This window comes from Gordonia sp. GN26, from assembly GCF_054823965.1.
Window position 1 is genome coordinate 44,279 of record NZ_JSYC01000034.1, and the last position, 14,137, is coordinate 58,415.

The following is a 14,137-nucleotide window of genomic DNA, read 5'->3' on the forward strand; positions in this document are numbered from 1 at the left end:
TGATCACGAGAAGGTCGGCGGGTCCGCAGGTCGCTTGAGCTGGGCGAAGGTCGAGGTGCCCGCGAGGGTGACGAGCGAGGAGTAGAGCGCCTCGGCCTCGTCGCCGGTCGGGAGGTCGGCGAGCACGGGACCGAAGAAGAAGGTGCCGTCGATGCCGAGGATGGGGCTGCCGCCGTCCTCGCCGAGTGCGTCCTGACCGCGCTGGTGGGATTCGCGCACCGCGTCGTCGAACGATGCGTCGTCCATGGCGTCGGCCAGTTCGGCGGGGAGGCCGGCCTCGGTCAGCACCTCCGAAACGACGGTGGGTGTCATCTCGTCGCCGGCATGATGGATGCGCTTGCCGAGTGCCGTGTAGAGCGGGTCGATCGTATCCACACCGGCTTTCGCGGACGCAGCTGCGACGACGCGACCCAGACGGCGGGCGGTCTCGAGTTGGCGGCGCTGTTCGTCGGACTCGGGCTCCTCGTCCTCGTTGAGGATCGCGAGGCTCATGAGATGCCAGTCGACGTCGGCGTCGTGTGCGGCCGCGCGGTCACGAAGCCATCGCGACGCAGCCCAAGCGAACGGGCACACCGGATCGAAGTAGAAGTCGAAGTGCGTCATGGAGGCCCGTGTACCCAGTTCGACCGGGTTCGACGCGTGCGTCTCAGCGCAGCGAATAGCGGATCGGTAAATGCTTGAGTCCGCCGACGAACACGGTCGCGGCCAACTCGGGTTCGCCGGCGAACTCGATCGAGTCCAGGCGCGGGATCAGTTCGCTGAACAGGCTTCTCATCTCCATCCGGGCCAGCGCTGCGCCGAGGCAGAAATGCACGCCGTAGCCGAACGCGAGGTGCTTGTTGGGGAAGCGTCCGACGTCGAAGGTGAACGGGTCGTCGAAGATCTCTTCGTCACGGTTTCCCGAAGTGTAAGCGAGATAGACGGATTCACCCTTGGCGATGGGCACGCCATGCACCGTCGTGTCCGCGGCGGCGGTGCGCATGAACTCCTTGACCGGTGTGGTCCACCGGATCATCTCCTCGACGGCGGTTCCGATGAGGTCGGGCTCGTGACGGAGGCGGGCGAGTTCGGCAGGGTTCTCGATGAGTGCGCGCAGACCGCCGGAGATCGCATCCTTGGTGGTGTCGTGGCCGGCGCTGGCGACGATCACGTAGTAGGACGCGGTGTCGACGTCGGAGAGGGGTTCGCCGTCGATGCGTCCGTTGGCGATTGCCGACGCGAGGTCGCCGGTGGGCTTCGCGCGACGGGAGGCGGTCAGCTTGCTGAAGTAGTCGAAGAAGTCGAGCAGTGTCGCCATCCGTTCCTCGATGGTGGTGCCGCGCTGGTACTCCTTGTCGTCGGCGCCGAACATCTCCTGGGTGAGTTGGTGCATCCGGGGAAAATCTTCTTCGGAGAGCCCGAGCAGCGACATGATGACGTACAGCGGGAAGTGGACGGCGATGTCCTCGACGAAGTCGCATTCGGGGCCGATCTCGGCCATCCTGTCGACATAGCGTTTGGCGAGTGCATCGACCTGGATCTCCAGATCACGCAACGCTTTTGGTCGGAACCAGTCCTGTCCGATCGCCCGCACCTTCTTGTGGTGGGGATCGTCCATGTGGATCAACGTCCGCAGGCCCGCGCCGGAGTCGAGCTGCGACTTGGCGAAGTCGTCGGCCACGGCGGTCACCAGCAGGGGGCGTGGCTCGCTGAGCCACAGGTTGTGGTCGCGTTCGATGTCCATGATGTCGGCGTGTTTGGTGATCGCGTAGAACGGGCGGTACGGCGCCTTGTCGACGTACGCGACCGGGTTGTGCGCCCGGAGGTGAGCCATCGCCGCGTGCAGTCGCGGCTCGTCGGCATATGCGGTCGGGTCGGCGAATACGTTGGCGGCCTCGTCGGTCATGCTCGTGCTCACCGATGGCGTCCTTCCGTCGAGAGGATGCTTCTCGCTTCGAGTGTCCGATACAGGTGTGTTCCGGATCCGCAGAATGACGAACCCGCCCCATTTACGCTGGATACATGCCATATCGGGTCCTGGCCGACGGCATAGCGGTCCTGCACATGATGTTCCTGCTGTACGTGATGTTCGGCGGGTTCATCGCCTGGCGGTGGCCGCGCACAGTCCTGCTGCACCTCGTCGCCGTCGGGTGGGGGATCGCGTCGGTGGGCTTTGGCCTGGGTTGCCCGTTGACCGACGCCGAGAACTGGGCGCGGCACCAGGCGGGCGAGAAAGGATTGCCACCCACCGGATTCATCGACAACTACCTGACCGGGGTGATCTATCCGGATTCTGCGCTCGGGTTGGTGCGGGGGTTGGTTGCTGCGCTGGTCGTCGCGTCGTGGGTCGGGTTGTGGTGGCGGATGGGGAGCGGCCCTCGCCGCCGCGGCATCGCTGGTTCCGGGTAGAGGCGCTATTTGCAGCCAGCGCGTGTGAGGCGGAGTCGCGATTCTGGGGAAGCGTCGTCTAGCGCGTCGGGGAGTCGCGCGGCAGCACACCTAGGAGCGACGCGGCGACCGACATCCGGAGGGCTTCTCGCAAGTCCATGTTGAACACACCGAGTTCGGGTTCGTCCGCGTAGGCGGCAAGCACGCTCGGGGGTGGCGGTACGTAGGTCTTGAGGGCGCCCGCCGAGAAGAAGATCATCAGGCAGAGCTGTGGAGCGTTGTCGCCGAGTTCGGGCAGGTATCGGCGCAGCAGGTCGACCGTGGCCGCGAGCTTCCCGAGCGAGGCACGCTTGTGCCGTTTGACCACGTCGACCGAGACATTGCGTTCCAGGACACCGCCCTGCGCGCCGATGAGGTCGCACAGCACCGTCCGCGTCGCGAGCGTCCGGCCGATGATGTCGGCGACCTGGTGGGCACGAGCGTCCATCGGGGAAGCGGGGGTGACGCCAGTGGCCAGCTCATCCGCCAGTTCGTCGAGCCAGCTCGCCATCGAGGCGTCGAGCAGTTCGAGGAGCACCGCCTCGCGTGATTCGAAGTACCGCAACACATTCGACTTGGCCAGACCGACCCGTCGGCTCAGCTCGTTGAGGGTCACGTCGGCCACAGGCATCTCGTCGAGCATCGCGGCCGTGGTGTCCAGGATGGCCCGACGACGAATCTCGCGCTGCTCCTCGCTGCGCGCACGCTGGAAAGTCACGTACTCACCCTAGCTTGAAGACCGGCGGTCCCTTGACAGGAGACCGTCGGTCTCTTATGGTCGCACATGTAACAGACCGGCGGTTCTTAAAGGGAGGTAATCATGAGTGACAACTGGACTGAGCAGCACATTCCCGACCAGAGCGGGCGGGTGGCGGTGGTGACGGGAGCCAACTCTGGGCTCGGGTTCGAGACGGCACGGATGCTGGCCGCACACGGGGCGACGGTGGTTCTTGCTGTTCGGAACGTCGAGAAGGGGCGAGAGGCTGCCGCTCGAATGACCGGCGACGTCAGCGTGCAGGCGCTCGACCTCACGTCGCTGAACTCGATCCGGACCGCGGCCGCCGACCTGCGCGCCGCGCACCCGCGCATCGACCTGCTCATCAACAACGCGGGCGTGATGTACACGCCGCGACAAACCACCGCTGACGGCTTCGAGCTGCAGTTCGGCACCAACCATCTCGGACACTTCGCGCTGACCGGGTTGTTGCTCGACCGGCTGCTACCGGTGCCTGGTTCGCGCGTCGTCACGGTGAGCAGCACGGGTCACCGCATCCGAGCCGCCATCCACTTCGACGATCTCCAGTGGGAACGCTCGTACTCCCGCGCCGGCGCGTACGGCCAGGCGAAGCTCGCGAATCTGATGTTCACGTACGAACTTCAGCGCCGGCTCGCATTGCACGGCACCACGATTGCGGCCGCCGCGCACCCCGGTCTGTCCAACACGGAGCTGGCTCGGAATGCGCCTGCCGCGCTGAGGCTTCCCCTCACCTGGTTGGCGCCGGTGATTGCTCAGGGTCCGGAGATGGGCGCACTGCCAACCGTGCGGGCCGCCACGGACCCGGGTGTCGTCGGTGGCCAGTACTACGGGCCGGGTGGCCGTGGGGAGATCAAGGGTTATCCCAAGGTCGTCGAGTCCAGCGATCAATCACATGACGAAGAAATCCAGCGCCGGTTGTGGGCCGTGAGTGAGGAACTCACGGGGGTGAGGTTTCCGGTGGGCCGCAGTTCAGCTGCGGCCCCGCGGTAACGCGCGGCGAGGCTTCAGCAGCGGGAGCATCCAGTCGTAGACCGCATCGCTGTTGAGCACGGTGAAGTGGTGGGCACCGCCGATGTGGAAGCCGTCGTCGACCTCGAAGCCGAGGTGGTGCTTCCGGTCTCGACCACCTCCGCTGTTGGTCAGCACCAGTCCGTCGCCGACTATGCGGCCGAACGGGTGGTCGGGGCGTTGGGTCACCGTGGCGGTCACGTAGAGGTGGCGCGCACCTTCCATGAGCGGCGGGTAGTCGACGGCGGGCTGCGAAAAGGCCTCCGGGTCGGTGTCGCGCCAGTGTTCCTCGGTGACCGCCCCGCGGAACAGGTCGCGAACCCCGGCACTGCGACGCCCGAGCAGGGTGCCGAACGGTCGGCTCGTCGGCCACAGGCGCAGGGCCGCCGTCGCGCGGTGGACTCCGCGGGCCAGCGGCGCCCCGAGGTGGGGAGTGCCGAGACACACGGTATGTCGAACGAGCCTGGGCCAGTACGCATCACGGTCGACACCTTGATGGCAAGCGCTGCGGATGACCAGACCGCCCATCGAGTGGCCGATGAGCGTGAGGCCGGTGACCGGAACCGGCCACAGCAAGACCAGGTCGTCGAGCAGTCGTGCGAGATCACGGCCGTTGTCGCTGATGTGGCGTCCCGAGTTGTATCGGATCTGCACCTCGGTGCTGCCGAGATCGTCGGCGAGGCGAGCGCCGTACGTGGGTCTGTCGCCGAGCGCCCAGGCGAACTCGGTCTCCATCAGGCCGTGCAGGAAAACCGTCAGGTGGCCCGACGCTCCGGGGAAAGCGGTCGCCAGACCGTCCGGGGTGATCGGAACGACCGCCCCGTTCACGCGGATCGCGGCGTCCGGAGCCAGGGGAGAACGCTCGGCGGTCAGTTGATCACCGATCAATCCGTCGAGGATGCCGATGGCCAAAGCGCCTCGCTTGGTCTCCGAAGGCACGCCGTTGCTGTGAACGGTCAGCGACTCGGCCAGGTCGCCGGCCACATCGACCGTCGACGTGATCGCCGAATAGACGGACGTGCTGATCGCGTCGTGCACAATCTGAGCCGGACGGACCCTCGCACCCCACGCCACGCGCAGACCCGCGAACACGGTATCGGCGACGGATGAATGAACGGCCGCGATGCCCGAGACCGCCTTGTTCAGCTCATCGCGACCCAGAGCCGCCAGTGCCGGCAGTTCGCGAGTGCGGGCAGGATCAACAGACATGATTTCAGTGTACGTCTGTCCACTGAAATGTGAGTCCGCATCGCTGAGGCTCTCCTCACTCCGACTGGTCGAACGGACTGCTCACCCATCCGGCGACGACGGCAAGGCGCGTGGGTCGATGAACCGCGAGGAAGCCGAACGGACGGTCGAAGGTGACGGAGACGAACTTGATCTGGTGCGTGTCCCGGGGATATGCGCCTGTCGGAGCCAGTGCGAAAGCAGTCACCGCGGCGGCCTCGAAGCCTACGGGGGAGAAGCGCGCGATCACGTTCTGCGCACCCTGGGCGACGAACAGCGGGACCGAACTCAGGTGGGGTAGGTGCGGGTTCTCCGGGTCGGTCACCGCGTGAAGCCCGAAAACATCCTTGTGCGAAAGCAGGTCGTGGTTGCTGTTGATCGAGAAGGCGGGCAGCTCCAGCGACAGTCGGTCCTCAGGCCCAGGCGAAGCCACCACTTCGACGGTCAAGCCCGGCGCGTGAGCGTCGAAGTCGACGGCCGGTTGAACATGGCTATCGCCGGACAATTCGCGTAGGCCGGTGTCCAGCACGTGCCCCGGGTCTGATCGCCGAGCAACAGGTGGACGTCGAGATCACCGTCGCCCTCGACCACCACGCGCGTCACTGAGTTGTCGAGGACCGCCGCGACCGACGGATCGTCGGTTTGCCGCTCGAGCCACGTTGGCTGCGCGTCGTCGGACAGGGGGTCGCAACCGCGCGAACTCCCTCTGAACGGTTCGAGCCATCGTGTCTTGGCCGCGATGACCGAGGCGATCACCAGGCGAACTTCGTCGTCGATCTCCAGAGGAAAGCGGTCGATCAGACCTCCAGTCCCGTCCGCGGCCCACTTGTCGAGGGCTTCCTGGCCGGTCAGCCTCCCCGTGACTCCTGCGGGGAGCCGTGAGGCCCAGTCTTCGATCAGCGGCGCAGCGTCGTGGGTCCAGACGCCTACTGCCGCAGAGGTCGACATTCCTTCGCGAAGTGCGTCCAGCACCTCCAGGCCCTCGGCCCGAGCCGAATCGGCCGGTCGGCCGAGTGCGGCAGCCAGCTCGTTTCGCGCGGCCTCGTCAGCTGCAGATGCGAGCAGTGCGAGTAGTGGCCACACGCCTGCCCCGGAGACGACGCAATCCTCGTCGCGGAACTGCGAGCACCAGCGAGCGGTCAGGTCGTTGACTGCTCGGACGGGAGGTGCGAGGTCGTCGGCGGCGGTGGTGACAAACAGGTCCGGTTCGTGCATGCGCGAGATCATCTCACCGCGGACCGACAGCGCCGGCGATGCACAAAATCGCGACCTCGACAGCAGGTGCGCCACTTTGGCTGGCGGTTGATCCGGGAAACGGCGACCCTGGATGAGTGACGTACATCACAAACAAACTAGGTATGAGCGGAATGGACTCAACTGTGTTGGCGTTGAATCCTCCGTATGGCTCATACTTGAGCCTGTTGGACTAAAGAGAAAGGTGCACGCGAGTGGACAGCTTCACCCCCACCACGAAGACACAGCAGGCATTGAGCGCTGCTGTGCAGGCGGCGGCCAGTGCTGGCAACCCCGACGTGCGGCCCGCCCACATCCTGGTGGCACTGCTCGATCAGTCCGACGGCATCGCGTCGCCGCTGCTCAAGGCAGTGGGCGTGGACCCGTCGAATGTTCGCGCGCAGGCCCAGATGCAGGTCGACCGCATGCCGACGGTCGCGCAGGCCAGTGCCACCCCGCAACTCTCCCGCGAATCGATCGCGGCGGTCAGTGCTGCTCAGCAGCTGGCCGTTGAACTCGGCGACGAGTACGTCTCGACCGAGCACGTCGTCGTCGGTCTGGCGACCGGTGACTCCGATGTCGCCAAGTTGCTGCACAACGCCGGAGCAACACCGCAGGCACTGCGCGATGCGTTCGTCGCAGTCCGCGGGAGCCGGCGTGTCACGAGCGAGGACCCGGAGTCGACCTACCAGGCGCTCGAGAAGTACTCGACCGACCTGACCGCAGCGGCCCGCGAGGGCAAGCTCGACCCGGTCATCGGTCGCGACACCGAGATCCGTCGCGTCGTGCAGGTGCTCAGCCGACGGACCAAGAACAACCCGGTCCTCATCGGTGAACCCGGCGTCGGCAAGACCGCGATCGTCGAGGGCCTCGCCCAGCGCATCATCGCCGGTGACGTGCCCGAATCGCTCCGGAACAAGACGGTCATCTCCCTCGACATGGGTTCGATGGTCGCCGGCGCGAAGTATCGCGGTGAGTTCGAGGAGCGGCTGAAGGCCGTACTCGACGAGATCAAGAGCTCCGACGGTCAGATCATCACCTTCATCGATGAGTTGCACACCATCGTCGGAGCCGGTGCCACAGGCGATTCCGCGATGGACGCCGGCAACATGATCAAGCCGATGCTCGCCCGGGGTGAGCTGCGGCTGGTCGGTGCCACGACCCTCGAGGAGTACCGCAAGTACATCGAGAAGGACGCCGCACTCGAGCGTCGCTTCCAGCAGGTGTACGTCGGCGAACCGTCGGTGGAAGATGCCATCGGCATCCTCCGCGGCCTGAAGGATCGGTACGAGGTGCACCACGGCGTGCGCATCACCGACTCCGCATTGGTCGCCGCCGCAACGCTTTCCGATCGCTACATCACCTCGCGCTTCCTCCCCGACAAGGCCATCGACCTCGTCGACGAGGCGGCGTCGCGGTTGCGGATGGAGATCGACTCGCGCCCCGTCGAGATCGACGAGGTCGAGCGCATCGTCCGTCGGCTCGAGGTCGAAGAGGTTGCGCTGCAGAAGGAAACGGACGCCGCGTCGAAGGACCGTCTCGAGAAGCTGCGCGCCGAACTGGCCGACCAGAAGGAGAAGCTCAACGAGCTCTCCGCGCGGTGGCAGTCGGAGAAGACCGCCATCGACGCGGTGCGCGACCTCAAGGAAGAGCTGGATCGTCTTCGTGGGGAAGCCGAACGCGCCGAGCGTGACGGTGACCTCGGACGCGCCGCCGAGCTGCGGTACGGGCGGATCCCGGGCCTGGAGAAGGAACTCGAGGCCGCGCTGGAGAAGACCGGCACGGAGCCCGGTCAGGACGTGATGCTCCAGGAGGAGGTCGGACCCGACGACGTGGCGCAGGTCGTGTCGTCGTGGACCGGAATCCCGGCCGGACGCATGCTCGAAGGTGAGACCGCCAAGCTGCTGCGCATGGAAGACGAGCTGGGCAAGCGCGTCATCGGACAGAAGGCTGCCATCGAGGCCGTCTCCGACGCGGTGCGGCGCGCCCGTGCCGGTGTCGCCGACCCGAACCGGCCGCTGGGTTCGTTCATGTTCCTCGGCCCGACCGGCGTCGGCAAGACCGAGCTGGCCAAGGCGCTCGCCGAGTTCCTGTTCGACGACGAGCGGGCGATGGTCCGCATCGACATGAGCGAGTACGGCGAGAAGCACAGCGTCGCACGGCTCGTCGGTGCTCCTCCCGGCTACGTCGGGTACGAGGCCGGCGGCCAGCTGACCGAGGCGGTGCGTCGTCGTCCGTACACGGTGGTCTTGTTCGACGAGATCGAGAAGGCCCATCCGGACGTGTTCGACGTGCTGCTGCAGGTGCTCGACGAAGGCCGTCTCACCGACGGCCAGGGACGGACGGTGGACTTCCGTAACACCATCCTGATCCTGACCTCGAACCTCGGCGCCGGTGGCGACAAGGAACACGTCATGAATGCGGTGCGCTCGGCCTTCAAGCCAGAGTTCATCAACCGCCTCGACGACGTGGTCATCTTCGACCCGTTGAGCCCCGAGGAGCTGGTGGCGATCGTCGACATCCAGATCGGACAGCTTCAGAAGCGGCTGGCCCAGCGTCGCCTCGACCTCGAGGTCTCGCCGAAGGCCAAGGAATGGCTGGGCGCACGTGGATTCGATCCGCTGTACGGCGCCCGTCCGCTCCGCCGCCTGGTGCAGCAGGCCATCGGCGACCAGCTCGCCAAGCAGCTGCTCAAGGGCGACATCCGCGACGGCGACATCGTTCCGGTGAACGTCAGTGCCGACGGCGAGTCGCTGGTCCTCGGCTGATCACGAGTGACGCGACCAGGGGCCCATCCCTTCGGGGGTGGGCCCCTTCGTCGTCTACCGGTGCGGGCAGCGGTTCAGCGGACGACCTCACGGTGACCGGCGTCGATGCGCCGGGTCCACCCCCGGCCGTCGAGGAGTTCGAGCAGTGGGATCACGACGCGCCGCGTCGTCCCGAGTGCCTGGCGCGCTTCGCTCGTGGTGAAGGGCTGAGGCAGGGCGGCCAGGGTTCGCATCGCCAGTGCCGGCGCGGTCGGCAACAACACCACCCCGTCGCGGAGTCGGAGGATGCGGCCGGTGCGTTCGGCAGCGGCGAGTTCCCTGGCACCGAGGCCGAGCGCGGTGAGGTCGTCGGACTCCGGGGCCCGGAACGGGCGCTCGGCCAGACGGCGCTCCAAAGCGCTCATCGCCTCCTCGGCGTCACCCAGATCCGGGACATGGCCCGGGATCGACAGGTACCCGTCTGCGGACGCCAGCCCGGCATCGGCGACCACCGTCGCCAGCAGTGCTGGGTCCGGAAGTTCAAGCAACGCAGGAACTCCCGACGCCGACAAGCCGGCCGACATCGGTTCCCGCTCGTGGACTTCGACGACCGCGTCGCGCAAACGCTTGATCCACGCGGCGCACGACGATTCGTCGACCCACCAGTCGTCGACAACACGGACCCCGGCCGGTGCTGTGTCCCCGTCGTCGACGAGACCGAGGCGCTGTAGCTCCACAACGCGCACCGCGCCGCGTCGAGCAACCTCGTCCGCGGCACCGCCGGCGTCGCTCATCCGGGCCAGGGCCGCCTCCCGGCGGGCCGAATCGCCGCGGCGACGGAGTTCCGGTGGGTCGGGATGCAGGACGACCCCACCGCCGACGATCCGCTGACCGGGGTTGCGCAGCACCACCCGGTCTCGGTGCGAAAGAGGCACGGCGCGTGCGAATGTCAGCCGTGCGTAATCGGGGCCGAAGGGGCGTAGACGGGCCGGGAGTGCAGCAGTGCCGAGGTGGACGACGAGACGCTCGGGCACATCATCGAAGGGGACGCCGCCGACCCGCCTGATGTCGGCCTCGGCAGACGAATGCCATGCGCCCGGAGTGACGAGGGCGTCCCCGCGTGCCACGGCGTCGACCCCGACGCCACGAAGGTTGACCGCAACCCGGCTGACCGGCAGTGACATCGTGAGAGCAGATCCCTCGCTGTGCAATCCGCGGACATCGACCGCCCGGTGCCCGTCGGCGCCAATCAACTCCAGGGTGTCGCCGACGCGGATGGTGCCCGAGGCCAGCGTGCCGGTGACCACCGTGCCGGCCCCGGTGCGGGTGAATGCGCGGTCGACCCAGAGGCGCACGCGGCCCGAGGTCGACGGTCGTGGCGTCTGGGCGAGGACCGCGTCGAGGGCCGTGCGTAGTTCCGCGAGACCCCGCCCTTGCGGTGCGGACACGACCACGACCGGAGCGGTGGCGAGCCCGGTGCCGACCAATTCGGCACGGGCGGAGGCGATCACGTCCTTGATGTGAGCATCGGTCGCGCGGTCGGCACGTGAGATCACCAGCACTCCGTACTCGATGCCGAGCGCGGACAGCGCGTCGCGGTGGTCGTCGGACTGGGCACTCCACCCCTCGTCGGCTGCGACGACGAACAGCACGACCGGTGCGGGGCCGAGTCCGGCCAGCATGTTCGGGATGAAACGCTCGTGACCCGGGACGTCGACGAGGGCGACATCGGCACCGGACGGCAGTGTGGTCCAGGCGAAACCGAGATCGATCGTCAGACCGCGGCGGCGTTCTTCCTCCCAGCGATCCGGCTCGATGCCGGTGAGCGCACGCACGAGTGTCGATTTGCCGTGGTCGACGTGACCGGCGGTGGCCACCACGTACTTCACCGGCGAGACCTCACACCCCGGCCGTGGCCTGCTTGACGGCGGCGAGGACCAGAGGATCGTCGGCTTCGGGGATGCAGCGCAGGTCGACGAGGCACGCGTCGTCATGGACGCGTGGCAGGACGGCTGGGTCGCCGAGGCGCAGACGCGGTGCGGTGCTCACCGGCAGACGCACCGCCCAACCCGGCAGGGGGACTCCGGGTGCGCCGCCGCCGCCGACTCGCCCGTCGTGTTCGACGATCGGAAAACCGGCTGCGACGCCCAGGTTCTCGGTGCGTACACGGAGGCGGTCGACGTCGGCATGCAAGTACTCGTACACCGGGGGACGCGGCCCTCCCACGGTCGCCTCCATCGCGGCGAGCGCGAGCTTGTCGGCGCGAACGGCGCGCGCCAGCGGATGTTTGGCGAGTCGCTGGACCAGCTCGGCGCTGCCGAGGAGGAGACCGGCCTGGGGGCCGCCGAGTAACTTGTCCCCGCTCGCGATGACCAGGTGGGCACCGGCGGACAGCGCGGAGGTGGCGTCCGGTTCGTCGGGGAGCAGGGGATCGGGCTGCAGGAGCCCGCTGCCGATGTCGGCGATCACCGGGACGCCATGAGCCCGTCCCAGATCCCGCAGCTCGCCCAACGAGGTCTCGCTGGTGAATCCCTCGACACGGAAGTTGCTCGGATGCACCTTGAGGATGGCGCCGACCTCGTCGCCGGCGACGGCGTCGGCGTAGTCGCGCAGATGGGTGCGGTTGGTGGTCCCGACCTCGTGCAGGCGGGCCCCGGTGGAGGCGATGAGCTCGGTGAGCCTGAATCCTGCACCGATCTCGATCATCTCGCCGCGACTGATCACCACCGCACGCCCGGCGGCCAGCGCGGTGGTCGCCAGGACCAGAGCCGCCGCCCCGTTGTTCACCATCAGGGCGTCACCCGCCGCGGGGCAGGCCCGCAACAGCGCGGCGCGGGTGGCCGCACCACGTTTCGATCGCTGACCCGTGTGCAGGTCGAGTTCCACGTCGACGTAGCCGGATGCGGCGACGACCGCATCGAGCGACGCCGCCGACAACGGAGCACGACCGAGGTTGGTGTGCACCACCACGCCGGTGGCGTTGAGGACCGGACGGGCCGACGACACCCGGTGAGCGTTCACGGCGTCGGCGACGTGGCGTCCGACGTCATCCGGCGAGATCTCGCCGCGTCGGGCCGAATCCTGTGCATTCCGGATGATCTCCCGAACAGCTGTGTCACCCAACCGCTCCCGCGCTTCCGTCACCGGCGGCAGCGCCAACAGGGCGTCGGTGCGCGGAATCCGTCGACGTGGGTCGGACACGCGGCCTCCTGAGAATTCTGGCGGAGGCGGACGGGAATCGAACCCGCCAGGCCGAGATACTCGACCTCCTCGGTTTTGAAGACCGGGGAGCCCACCAGGACCCGTACGCCTCCGTGCGTCTTACAACCTAGCGCGTGTTGTGTTCGGGCGCGGTCAGTCCTGCTGATGCGGCCAATTGCCCTCGGTGATCAGCTCTTCGAAGTGGCGGATGAGTTTCGGATTGAGATCATCGTCGACGGCACGTTGGAAATCGTTGTCCCACTTGGTCAGCCATTCCTCATCCCGCTTCATGAGGAAGATCGGCCAGCCGTGGGTGATGTCGAGCTCGTCAGAGTAGAGATCGGTGGAGCCGTCCTCGCGCATGTACCAGTAGTCGTGTCCGGAGTTCCAGAACGCCTGCAGCTCGTCGGCCGTGACGTAGTACTCGCCGTCTGCTTGCCTCATCTCCCCGATGGTAGCCATCGTCGGGCCGCCCCATGGGTGATCGGAACGGCGCTAGTGTCGGCAGGGTGACTGTCAGCAGCGAAACCCCAGTCCGACTGACCGGCTACGCCCACGGCGGCGGTTGCGCCTGCAAGATCCCGCCGGGTGAGCTCGAGCAGGCGGTCGCCGGCCTGACCGGCCAGGCCGGCGACGACATCATCGTCGGGCTCGACGACGGTGACGACGCCGCAGCGGTCCGGATCCGCGACGATCTCGCCGTGCTCTCCACCGCCGACTTCTTCACGCCGGTCGTCGACGACCCCTTCGAGTGGGGGCGCATCGCCGCCGCGAACGCGCTCTCGGACATCTACGCGATGGGCGGGACACCGGTGGTCGCGATCAACCTCGTCGGCTGGCCGCGCGGCGTGCTGCCGATGGAACTGATGACCGAGGTCCTGCGCGGTGGTCTCGCGATCGGCGCCGAAGCAGGATGCCCGGTCATCGGCGGGCACACCATCGACGATCCCGAACCGAAGTACGGCATGGCCGTCACCGGCGTCGCGACACCGGAGAAGTTGCTGCGCAACGACGCCGCGGAGCCCGGCCGGCCCATCACCCTGACGAAACCGATCGGGGTCGGCCTCCTCAACAACCGGCACAAGCAGACCGGAGAGGTGTTCGACGAGGCGATCGCGCTCATGACCACGCTGAACCGTGACGCGTCGACGGCCGCCGTCGACGCCGGTGTCCGGGCGGCGACCGACGTCACCGGCTTCGGTCTCCTCGGGCACCTGCACAAGATGTGCCGCGCGTCCGGCATCGGCGCGGTGCTCGACCGCAGCGCGGTTCCGGCCGTGGGCGGCGCCCGTGAAGCCCTACGGGACGGATACGTCTCCGGCGGCACCCGACGGAACCTCGACTGGGTACGACCCCATCTAAGCACCGACGACGGCGTTTCCGAGGACGATCTGCTGTTCCTCGCCGACGCCCAGACCTCCGGCGGGCTGCTGGTCATCGGGGAGGTGCCGGGGTATCCGGTGATCGGGGAGACCGTGGCGGGGTCGGGGATCCGTATCCGGTGACCCTTCGAGGCCCGTAGCCATCGCTCCTCCCGACTGCCGAACCTCGACTCGAC

13 protein-coding genes and 1 tRNA gene are annotated in these 14,137 nt (G+C 67.4%); 4 read left to right on the plus strand and 10 right to left on the minus strand.

Features of this window, described 5'->3' with window-relative positions; genetic code table 11:
* Window positions 1-3: 3 nt before the first annotated feature.
* Window positions 4-603 carry a DsbA family oxidoreductase gene (locus OK17_RS09590; RefSeq protein WP_461417312.1) on the minus strand — a complete coding sequence of 200 codons (600 nt, stop codon included), beginning with the start codon at window positions 601-603 and terminating at the stop codon, window positions 4-6.
* 43 nt (window positions 604-646) lie between these two features.
* Entirely contained in the window at window positions 647-1,885 is a 1,239-nt protein-coding gene (locus OK17_RS09595) for a cytochrome P450 (protein WP_461417338.1), read from the minus strand.
* 116 nt (window positions 1,886-2,001) lie between these two features.
* On the opposite strand from OK17_RS09595, the gene OK17_RS09600 reads away from it, so the two are divergent.
* A complete protein-coding gene (locus OK17_RS09600) occupies window positions 2,002-2,388 on the plus strand; it encodes a DUF2784 domain-containing protein (protein ID WP_461417313.1) in 387 nt (128 codons plus the stop codon).
* 58 nt (window positions 2,389-2,446) lie between these two features.
* Here OK17_RS09600 and OK17_RS09605 read toward each other — a convergent pair whose 3' ends face one another.
* Entirely contained in the window at window positions 2,447-3,124 is a 678-nt protein-coding gene (locus OK17_RS09605; protein WP_461417314.1) for a TetR family transcriptional regulator, read from the minus strand.
* A gap of 102 nt (window positions 3,125-3,226) precedes the next feature.
* On the opposite strand from OK17_RS09605, the gene OK17_RS09610 reads away from it, so the two are divergent.
* Window positions 3,227-4,153 (plus strand): SDR family NAD(P)-dependent oxidoreductase, encoded by a 927-nt coding sequence (locus OK17_RS09610; protein WP_461417315.1) that lies wholly within the window; start codon window positions 3,227-3,229, stop codon window positions 4,151-4,153.
* Here OK17_RS09610 and OK17_RS09615 read toward each other — a convergent pair.
* The 3 genes from OK17_RS09615 to OK17_RS09625 are packed head-to-tail and all read right to left on the minus strand — an operon-like array spanning window position 4,133 to window position 6,613.
* On the minus strand, window positions 4,133-5,380 hold the full coding sequence (locus tag OK17_RS09615; RefSeq protein WP_461417316.1) for an esterase/lipase family protein: 1,248 nt from the start codon (window positions 5,378-5,380) through the stop codon (window positions 4,133-4,135). The two genes, OK17_RS09610 and OK17_RS09615, sit on opposite strands and share 21 nt — an antisense overlap.
* A gap of 55 nt (window positions 5,381-5,435) precedes the next feature.
* Window positions 5,436-5,927, minus strand: a complete 492-nt coding sequence (locus tag OK17_RS09620) for a serpin family protein (protein WP_461417317.1) — start codon at window positions 5,925-5,927, stop codon at window positions 5,436-5,438.
* A complete protein-coding gene (locus tag OK17_RS09625; protein ID WP_461417318.1) occupies window positions 5,843-6,613 on the minus strand; it encodes a serpin family protein in 771 nt (256 codons plus the stop codon). Before OK17_RS09625 ends, OK17_RS09620 begins: the two co-directional genes overlap by 85 nt.
* Before the next feature lie 233 nt (window positions 6,614-6,846).
* On the opposite strand from OK17_RS09625, the gene clpB reads away from it, so the two are divergent.
* Window positions 6,847-9,399, plus strand: coding sequence for an ATP-dependent chaperone ClpB (gene clpB / locus OK17_RS09630; RefSeq protein ID WP_461417319.1), 2,553 nt, complete (start codon window positions 6,847-6,849; stop codon window positions 9,397-9,399).
* A 74-nt stretch (window positions 9,400-9,473) separates the two neighbouring features.
* On the opposite strand, the gene selB is transcribed toward clpB, so the two are convergent.
* The 4 genes from selB to OK17_RS09650 all read right to left on the minus strand — a co-directional run bounded on the left by selB (window position 9,474) and on the right by OK17_RS09650 (window position 13,023).
* A complete protein-coding gene (selB, locus tag OK17_RS09635) occupies window positions 9,474-11,267 on the minus strand; it encodes a selenocysteine-specific translation elongation factor (RefSeq protein WP_461417320.1) in 1,794 nt (597 codons plus the stop codon).
* 10 nt (window positions 11,268-11,277) lie between these two features.
* Window positions 11,278-12,579, minus strand: a complete 1,302-nt coding sequence (gene selA, locus OK17_RS09640) for an L-seryl-tRNA(Sec) selenium transferase (RefSeq protein WP_461417321.1) — start codon at window positions 12,577-12,579, stop codon at window positions 11,278-11,280.
* A gap of 18 nt (window positions 12,580-12,597) precedes the next feature.
* A tRNA-Sec gene (locus OK17_RS09645) sits at window positions 12,598-12,692 on the minus strand.
* Between the two features lie 40 nt (window positions 12,693-12,732).
* The gene (locus OK17_RS09650; protein ID WP_232716743.1) at window positions 12,733-13,023 is read right to left on the minus strand and encodes a hypothetical protein; all 291 of its coding nucleotides are present in this window, start codon (window positions 13,021-13,023) and stop codon (window positions 12,733-12,735) included.
* A 32-nt stretch (window positions 13,024-13,055) separates the two neighbouring features.
* On the opposite strand from OK17_RS09650, the gene selD reads away from it, so the two are divergent.
* Window positions 13,056-14,084 (plus strand): selenide, water dikinase SelD, encoded by a 1,029-nt coding sequence (gene selD / locus OK17_RS09655; protein WP_461417322.1) that lies wholly within the window; start codon window positions 13,056-13,058, stop codon window positions 14,082-14,084.
* The last annotated feature ends 53 nt before the right edge of the window (window positions 14,085-14,137 follow it).

Excerpts from the sequence above, each read along its gene's own strand:
- OK17_RS09590 (WP_461417312.1), bottom strand. The coding sequence starts at position 603 with ATGACGCACTTCGACTTCTACTTCGATCCGGTGTGCCCGTTCGCTTGG.
- OK17_RS09595 (WP_461417338.1), bottom strand. The coding sequence starts at position 1,885 with ATGACCGACGAGGCCGCCAACGTATTCGCCGACCCGACCGCATATGCC.
- OK17_RS09600 (WP_461417313.1), top strand. The coding sequence starts at position 2,002 with ATGCCATATCGGGTCCTGGCCGACGGCATAGCGGTCCTGCACATGATG.
- OK17_RS09610 (WP_461417315.1), top strand. The coding sequence starts at position 3,227 with ATGAGTGACAACTGGACTGAGCAGCACATTCCCGACCAGAGCGGGCGG.
- OK17_RS09615 (WP_461417316.1), bottom strand. The coding sequence starts at position 5,380 with ATGTCTGTTGATCCTGCCCGCACTCGCGAACTGCCGGCACTGGCGGCT.
- OK17_RS09625 (WP_461417318.1), bottom strand. The coding sequence starts at position 6,613 with ATGCACGAACCGGACCTGTTTGTCACCACCGCCGCCGACGACCTCGCA.
- OK17_RS09650 (WP_232716743.1), bottom strand. The coding sequence starts at position 13,023 with ATGAGGCAAGCAGACGGCGAGTACTACGTCACGGCCGACGAGCTGCAG.
- selD (WP_461417322.1), top strand. The coding sequence starts at position 13,056 with ATGGGTGATCGGAACGGCGCTAGTGTCGGCAGGGTGACTGTCAGCAGC.